The 8062-nt window shown below is 26.4% G+C and carries 8 protein-coding genes; 1 reads left to right on the top strand and 7 read right to left on the bottom strand.

The genetic code is table 11. The annotated features are described in order from the left end of the window. The first annotated feature begins 386 nt into the window (after positions 1 to 386). Positions 387 to 1034, top strand: a complete 648-nt coding sequence (gene trhA, locus BN899_RS16595; RefSeq protein WP_042277781.1) for a PAQR family membrane homeostasis protein TrhA — start codon at positions 387 to 389, stop codon at positions 1032 to 1034. A gap of 48 nt (positions 1035 to 1082) precedes the next feature. Here trhA and BN899_RS16590 read toward each other — a convergent pair whose 3' ends face one another. From BN899_RS16590 to BN899_RS16560, 7 genes are all read right to left on the bottom strand, one after another. After that, positions 1083 to 2501: a sensor histidine kinase gene (locus tag BN899_RS16590; protein WP_042277779.1), complete on the bottom strand. Its 1419-nt coding sequence runs from the start codon at positions 2499 to 2501 to the stop codon at positions 1083 to 1085. 20 nt (positions 2502 to 2521) lie between these two features. Beyond that, positions 2522 to 3238 carry a response regulator transcription factor gene (locus BN899_RS16585; RefSeq protein WP_042277777.1) on the bottom strand — a complete coding sequence of 239 codons (717 nt, stop codon included), beginning with the start codon at positions 3236 to 3238 and terminating at the stop codon, positions 2522 to 2524. A gap of 187 nt (positions 3239 to 3425) precedes the next feature. Further along, positions 3426 to 4181, bottom strand: coding sequence for a hypothetical protein (locus BN899_RS16580; RefSeq protein WP_042277775.1), 756 nt, complete (start codon positions 4179 to 4181; stop codon positions 3426 to 3428). Between the two features lie 2 nt (positions 4182 to 4183). Beyond that, positions 4184 to 5071 (bottom strand): ABC transporter ATP-binding protein, encoded by an 888-nt coding sequence (locus BN899_RS16575; RefSeq protein ID WP_042277773.1) that lies wholly within the window; start codon positions 5069 to 5071, stop codon positions 4184 to 4186. Positions 5072 to 5094: 23 nt separating this feature from the next. Continuing rightward, positions 5095 to 6117, bottom strand: a complete 1023-nt coding sequence (locus BN899_RS16570) for an ABC transporter permease (protein WP_042277770.1) — start codon at positions 6115 to 6117, stop codon at positions 5095 to 5097. Positions 6118 to 6291: 174 nt separating this feature from the next. Beyond that, a complete protein-coding gene (locus BN899_RS16565) occupies positions 6292 to 7476 on the bottom strand; it encodes a hypothetical protein (RefSeq protein WP_207636868.1) in 1185 nt (394 codons plus the stop codon). Positions 7477 to 7651: 175 nt separating this feature from the next. Then, positions 7652 to 8062, bottom strand: a 411-nt coding sequence (locus BN899_RS16560) for an HAD hydrolase family protein (protein ID WP_042277768.1), incomplete at its 5' end; no start/stop codon positions are given.

The following is an 8062-nucleotide window of genomic DNA, read 5'->3' as shown; positions in this document are numbered from 1 at the left end:
ATTTTCAACTTTCGTTGTTTTCTTTTTTGTTTCGTCCGTATCTCTCTCGGACAAGTAATACTATATCACCTTAAAAATATATCGTCAACACTTTTTTAAAAGTTTTTTAAAAAAAATTATTATTTTTTATATTATAAATATAAGTAAAAATATCTTAAACCCTTGTATTGAATAGAATTTCTGGTTAATTTAGTTTTATTTTTTATTGTAAAAAGTTTTTAAAAAGTATATATAGATTTATAATTTAGAGTATAATAGTAATATAGTATTAAAACCAGATACTAATTCTTTATTATAATCTGTTAGTTTATTTGCTTATATGTGTATAAATACTTAAAATGTATAATATAAATTATATATTCAACTTTAATTTAGGGAGGTAAATTATGAGTAATTATCTTAGAGAGCCTATTAATGGTTTTACTCATCTTGCTGGTGCAATATTATCTTTTATTGGATTACTAGCATTAGTAATAAAAACAACATTAAATACCCCATCTACCTTAGCTCTAACGGCTGTAATAATATTTGGATTGAGTATGATTCTTTTATATGCAGCTTCTGCAACTTATCATTTAGTTATTTCTAGCGATAAGGTGATAGGATTTTTAAGAAGATTAGACCATGCTATGATATTCGTTTTAATAGCAGGTTCATATACTCCATTTTGCCTGATTGCTTTAAATGGTACTACTGGATGGATTTTATTTGGAGTAATAATGGCTACTGCTGTTGCAGGTGTATCTTTTAAATTGATTTGGTTTAACTGTCCTAGATGGATTTCTACAGTTATATATGTTGCTATGGGATGGGTTTCTATATTCCTTATTAGTCCGCTATACAAGGCTTTATCATTCCATGGAGTTTCTTTACTTGTATTAGGTGGTATTTTTTATACTATAGGAGCTTTAATATATGCAACTAAGCCAAAGTTCTTAGATTTTAAACATTTAGGTTTTCACGAAATCTTCCATATATTTATAATGCTTGGAAGCTTAACTCACTTTTTCTGCGTATTTAATTATGTAATATAAATAAAAAAGGAGATTTATCAGTATTGATTAATCTCCTTTTTTATTTATCTAAAGTATTATTTCTATTTTAGTACCAGTACCTAGATTACTTTCTACTTCTATATCTCCATTATGAGCTTTTACAATATCCCTACTTATAGCCATACCTAAACCAGAACCTTTATGAGCATGACCTGTGTTAGTTCCTCTGTAATATCTCTCAAAGATATACTTAAGATCTTCTTTAGATATTCCTTTTCCATTATCTTCAATAATTATATGAGCTTTTTTATTCATTATTATGTTTACTTTTATGCTTACATCTTCATTATTATGAATAATAGAGTTATATAGAATATTATTTATTACTCTCTTCATGAGTAATTCATCTATTTTTAATATTATACTCTCTTCATTAGAGTTAAAGTCTATATCTACATGATCATATCTAGGGTCATTAAGTATATCTATAATACATCCTCTAACTAAAGATACTATATTTTTTTCATCTCTAGATATATTTGAATATCCATCTTTTAGTTTCATAGTTAGATTTAGATCATCTACTAGTTCTTTTATATAGTTGGCCTTGCTATCTATAATTTCTGCATACTGATATACTTCATCAGACTCTATATCATAGTCACTAGACATTAACTCTGCGTATCCTTTTATAGATGCTAAAGGTGTTTTTATATCATGAGATATATTCGCAATCCATTCATTCTTCATGGATTCGATTTTTTTCCTTTCTCTTTCATTTTCTTTCAATGTATCTGCCAGATTATTTAACTTATTAAATACAGGCTTATATATTCCTTTTTCTCTGTAGTATGATTCATAGTTTCCACCAGCTAAATCTTCAACACCGCCTATTATACTTTTTACAGGTTTAGTTAAAGACTTGCTAAATATATAACCTATAATTGCAGCTACTATTATATCTACAATTATAATAGAAAATATTACTTTTGATATTACCTCTCCTATTGATTCTGATTCGGTAGTTATATTAATCTTACTTACTTTATGCATAGGAAATCCTATTAGGTATGTATATGAATAATTTTTTATATTTTTTTCAGCGACCATAACTGTAGATTCATTACCTTCTACTCCAGAATATTTGTATGTATTTATTAGTTGAACAGGTGTGTATTTATCTTGAATTTTTTCTGGCGTATTATATTGATAAATTACTCTCCCATCATTATCTAGTATTTGTATCCATGCTGTGGCTTTTTTTAATACATTTTTACCATTGTCATTGATGGATATATTGTTTATATCCTCTGTATCATTAAAAATATTATCATTAAAATCTCTAACAAATTTTTCTACATTATTAAGACCACCATAATCATTTTTAGCTGAATCTGAACTTAACATTACAGATATTGAAATAGCTATAATTATATTTATTTGAACAACTATCATAGCTACTATTACAGTTGATAAAAGGTATCTTAAAGTTAATTTCCATTTCATAATAAATCATCCTTAGCTACTTATTCTTTTATTACAAATTTATATCCAAGTCCTTTTACATTTAATATATACTTAGGTTTTGAAGGATTATCTTCAATTTTTTCTCTTAATCTTCTTATATGAACCATTATAGTGTTATCATATCCTATAAAGTCATCACCCCATACTTCATCACAAAACTTTTCTTTGCTTATTATCTGATTTTTATGCTTTACCATATATATAAACATTTTTAATTCTTTAGGTTTTAATTCTAGCAACTCACCATTTTTCTTTACTTCTAAAGTCTGATCATTTACTTCAAATGGCCCTACCTTTATAGCTTCATTACTGTTTTCTTCTATATTAAATTGTTTTTTACTTCTTCTAAGCTGAATTTTCACTCTAAGTGCTAACTCTTTTAGACTAAATGGTTTTGTTATATAGTCATCAGCACCTAGAGATAACCCTACTAATTTATCTAATTCCTCACCTTTTGCTGATAAAAACAGTACTGGTATATCTGAAGTTTGTCTTATTTTTTTACATATATCATATCCTTCAATATCTGGAAGCATAATGTCTAGTATAGCTAAGTCTGGATTTTCTCTTTCAAATATCTCTAATCCTTTAGTTCCATTATCAGCTATATAAATATTTGTAAATCCTTCTTTATTAAGTGCCATTTTTATTAGGTTTAATATTTCTACTTCGTCATCTACTACTAATATCTTACTTTGTCTTATTAAAGATTCCAATTTAAGTCCTCCTTTTTATATCTAAGCTATTTCTAAATTTTAATATCCTTATCTTTTAACTTTACGTTCTTTACTATATTTAGTTTATACCACATATTTCAAAATTTATATTATGAAATATAAAAAGAAAAGCATAACAAGTGTTTTGCTTTTCTTTTATTATTTCTAAATTATTTATATTTATAGATTATCTTTCACTTAAAAATCTTCTTTTAGCTAAGTTATAAAACAATACTACTCCTATTACACTTGTTCCTATAAATACAGCCCATGCACTTGAAGGCAATTTATATCTTATAATTGGAGTTGCATACATTCCTAATATTGGCCATTCTAGCATATTATCAGCTATACCTCTCACTTCCATAAAGTAAGGTATTGCCATACATGCTCCACCTACTAAAAATGGTACTATTGCATTTTTACTTATAGATGATAAAAATAATCCTAAAGCTGCTAGTAAGAATGATCCTATTACTATGTTAATAGTCATCATTAATATCATTTGCATTACCGTTACATTAGACCCACTATTTCCAAAGTACCATAAATTCTTTAATGGAGTATTTAAACCTTTAAAGTTTAAAGATATTAATGCTCTTAATACCATTGTATATAATATTGCAAGGTTTACTACACTAGCACTTACTCCAGCTGCTATAAATTTGCTTATAACTAACTGCTTCTTTCCATTTTTAGTAGCTTTTATTAATCCATCCATATTTGAATTATATTCTATAATAAAACTTCCTGAAAACATCATAAACATAGTTAATCCCATAAATGGAGCAAGGCCAAACCATTTAGAAAATAAATTTGCATATGTTTCATTAACATCAAAGTTATAAGTAGAACTATATGCTAGAAATATTGTTAACATCCAAACAAAAATTACTCCAAGCTTAAAATTCTTTTTTATTTCTGCTTTAATAACTGAAAACATAATTATACCTCCCTTGCATCTTCTAACTCAAAGTAGAACATGTACACATCTTCAAATCTTGGTTCTGTTAGCTTTGTATTTTCATACGACGGTGTTTTCTCACTTATTACTCTTAGTTGAGTATCTTCAACACCACGATTTATACTTACTACTTTGTAGCTTCTTTGAATCTCATTTACTTCACTTTCATTTTTTGTAGTTATTGTATATACTTTACCTTTCATATCTTCTAATATTTCTCTATGAGTTCCCTTTAGTAGTAGTTTTCCATCTTTTATCATAATTGTTTCTTTAGCTACTGATTCTATATCAGAAATTATATGAGTTGAAAGTATTACTATTGTTTCAGTTCCTATATTTGATAATAGATTTCTAAATCTAGTTCTTTCTTGAGGGTCAAGTCCCGCTGTTGGTTCATCCAGTATTAATACTTTAGGATTATTAAGTAATGCCTGCGCTATACCAACTCTTCTTTTCATACCTCCAGAAAATTTAGAAACTAATTTATTTCTTACTTCATAAAGCCCCACTAGTTTTAAAAGCTCATCAACTCTCCTTCTAGCTTCATTATTATTCATCCCCTTAAGAGCTGCCATATACATTAAAAATTCTTTTGCTTTAAAATTTTTATATGCATCAAAATCTTGTGGTAAATATCCAACTAAAGCTCTATATTCATCATCTAAAGACTTTATATCTTTTTCGTTGTATAATATTTTACCACTGCTTGGCGTTGCTATCGTTGCCAGCTGTTTCATTAAAGTTGATTTACCAGCCCCATTAGGACCTAATAAACCATATACTCCGCTATTTAAAGTTAAACTTATATTTTCATTTGCACTTTTATGGCTATATGTTTTAGTTAAATTTACAATTTCTAATTTATTCATTATTAATTCCTCCGTGTTTTTATTTATCTATTTAATACTTTCTTGAATACGTAAACGTTTAATAGCACCCCAGATACAATTATTAGTACTAATATACTTAAACAAGTCATAACTAAATCAAAATTCATTGAAAATAATTTAATTTCCCCCATATATGCAGTAGATATAAAACTATTTTTCGAAAGTATATCTATAAAGCTGCATTGATGTATTATCATCATTAATTCATAAGGTAAAAATTCTAAAAATACTAGTATTTTTCCCATAGCTATAAATAAAATCGAACAAGATATAGATTGTATTGAGTTTTTAGTTATAAACGAGAATAAAGCTGAAAATATTGATATTACTATAAGTACTAAAGATATTACCCCTATTTCAGAGGCTATATATTGAGTAATGCTCATTTCTCTAACCAAACTTGCTATACTAGATATTCTATATGCTTGCAAACTTCCATTTATCGGTACTCCATATTGAGTATATGTTGTTATAAAAACTGCAATTATATAAATTGCATAAACAACAATTGGTATAATTAGCGATATTAAAAGTTTTGAGTTTAAAGCTTTATATTTATTTTTAGATGATAAGATTATAGAATCTACATTTGATAATCTTTCATCTGTATATAAATTCGAAGAAAGCGTAACTATTATAGCTACTATAAGTAATGTAGCTAAAGGAAAAGTAGCTCTATTTTCAAATACTTGATAGAATCTTACATCTTTATATTTTTCCCCACTATCTTTATCTAGCTTTTCTTTTGACATTTTGCTTATTTGCTTTTCATTTTTTAATCCATGAGTATTTTTATTAGCAATTGATTTTATTTCATTTACTTTATTATCTAATTTTTCTTGTGCAATTACATCTTCTGGCCTTTTGTCGATTATATATTCATTCTTACTTTCATCAAAATATTCATTTTCAGTTTCTAACATAGGCTTAAAAAATCCGATTTGTATAAATAAAAGACCCATAAGTATAAGCGCTATTATTGATGTTTTATTTTTAATTATTTTTTTTAATTCCCATCCTAACATATTTTTTCTCCTCTCTTGTGATTACAAATTTATTATATATATTTAGATTTACATCATCATAAACTTAAACTTAAATAAACCTTACAATTTGTATTATCATTATAAAAAATTATAAAAATAAATATTTAGATAAATAAAGGCAAAGCCATTTTTAAATAGCTTTGCCTTTATTTATTAGTTTTTATCACTGGACAAATCAAATATTTTTTGTCCTTTTATCAATAATTCATTATAATTATTTTCTTTTTTTATAACATATACTTTATCTTCTGTAATATCTTTATCAGAGATATTAAAATATTTCTTTAATATTTCATATTGAGTTTCTCCATCTTTATCCTTGCTGTCTTCTATATCCTGTTTCCAATTTATATCTATTTTATCCATCATCAGTCCTAAAGCAGACCCCGTTTCATACTTCATTGGTCTTTCCAAATAAGATGGTGACTCTGCTATTCCATCTGCAATACAGTTAAAGGCATGTGAGAAAGTAACATAATATGGCTTTTCTTTATTTGCAAGAACCCTTAACTTTCCACCTGTTAAATCACTGTATTTATATTCAATATATCTTGCAGTTCCTTCTATAGCTTCTGTATTTGTTTCTGCTTTTAATTGTGGCCATTCTTCATATCTATAAGCACGTACAGCTATCCATTGCTTTAAATAACTCTTAATTTCTTCTTTATTATTTGTTTCCATGCATTTATCTAAAAGTTTAAATTCTAATCCAATTAAAGCATAGTTCTCTTTATTTACTGGATAATTTTCTATATACTCTCCATCATTTTTATCATATGTCCAATCTTTTTGATTATATGTATGGAATGATTCATGTAATAAGAATGAAGAAAAATCAAAATATAAATCTGGATTTTCCATCATTTTAGGACTATATTTAAAATAAAAAATGTTTTGCCCATCAATATTTACAGTGCCAAAGTTTGAAGGCATCCAAGTTGAAATCATACTTGTATCAAATTTGCTCACTCTATAAATACTTGGTAAATTTAAAGATTTAGGCATGGTCATTTTTTTAGAAAAAATACTATTCTCAATTCCATCTACATTAATTGCATACGCATATTTTCTCATTATTCCTTTATCTTTGTTAGTTCTTATTAGAATTAATGGTTTTTCATTTAGTTTATACTCATCACTCCATAATTTATCACCATTTTCATTAAAATATTTATATATACTTGATAATTGTTCAAACATTTTTTTATCTACAGAATCAAATTCTTCATATTTAATTTTATAAGCTTTATTTAACCCAACGCTACTTACTATAATTCCTAATAATAAAACTACAATTGCAGAGATTATTATAGTTGATTTGCTCAATTTATTTTTCACTAATTTCCTAATTCTCCTTTATAATTTTTTATCACTTGATTATTATATATAAATAAGTTTAAACTATTATAAATTTAATCTTAAATAAACCTTACAATTTTAATTTTTCTTCTCCTTACACAAAATATACTAAAAACAAAAAAACGAACTCAACTGAGTTCGCCTTTTATATTTATTATCTCATAGCTCTCATTGCATTTAATACTGCTATTAATGCAACACCAACATCTGCAAATATAGCTTCCCACATAGTAGCAACTCCGCCTGCTCCTAATACTAAAACTATAGCTTTTACAGCTAATGCAAATATTATATTTTGCCATACTATCTTATTAGTTTTACTTGCTATTTCTATTGCTTTAGAAATTTTACTTGGTTCATCTGTCATTAAAACCACATCTGCAGCTTCTATTGCAGCATCTGAACCTAAACCTCCCATAGCTATACCTATATCTGCTCTAGCTAAAACTGGAGCATCATTTATTCCATCTCCAACAAATATTACTTTTTCTTTTTCTGTTTTTCCTTCATATATTTCCTCTAGCTTATCTACTTTTTCGTTAGAAAGTAAGTTTGAATATACTTT

This window comes from Faecalimicrobium dakarense (genome assembly GCF_000499525.1).
Classification (GTDB): Bacteria; Bacillota; Clostridia; order Peptostreptococcales; family Peptostreptococcaceae; genus Faecalimicrobium; species Faecalimicrobium dakarense.
This window is presented reverse-complemented; position numbering and strand designations above follow the sequence as displayed.

Coding starts and splice junctions, on each gene's coding strand:
- BN899_RS16590 (WP_042277779.1), bottom strand. CDS start 2,501: ATGAAATGGAAATTAACTTTAAGATACCTTTTATCAACTGTAATAGTA.
- trhA (WP_042277781.1), top strand. CDS start 387: ATGAGTAATTATCTTAGAGAGCCTATTAATGGTTTTACTCATCTTGCT.
- BN899_RS16575 (WP_042277773.1), bottom strand. CDS start 5,071: ATGAATAAATTAGAAATTGTAAATTTAACTAAAACATATAGCCATAAA.
- BN899_RS16580 (WP_042277775.1), bottom strand. CDS start 4,181: ATGTTTTCAGTTATTAAAGCAGAAATAAAAAAGAATTTTAAGCTTGGA.
- BN899_RS16570 (WP_042277770.1), bottom strand. CDS start 6,117: ATGTTAGGATGGGAATTAAAAAAAATAATTAAAAATAAAACATCAATA.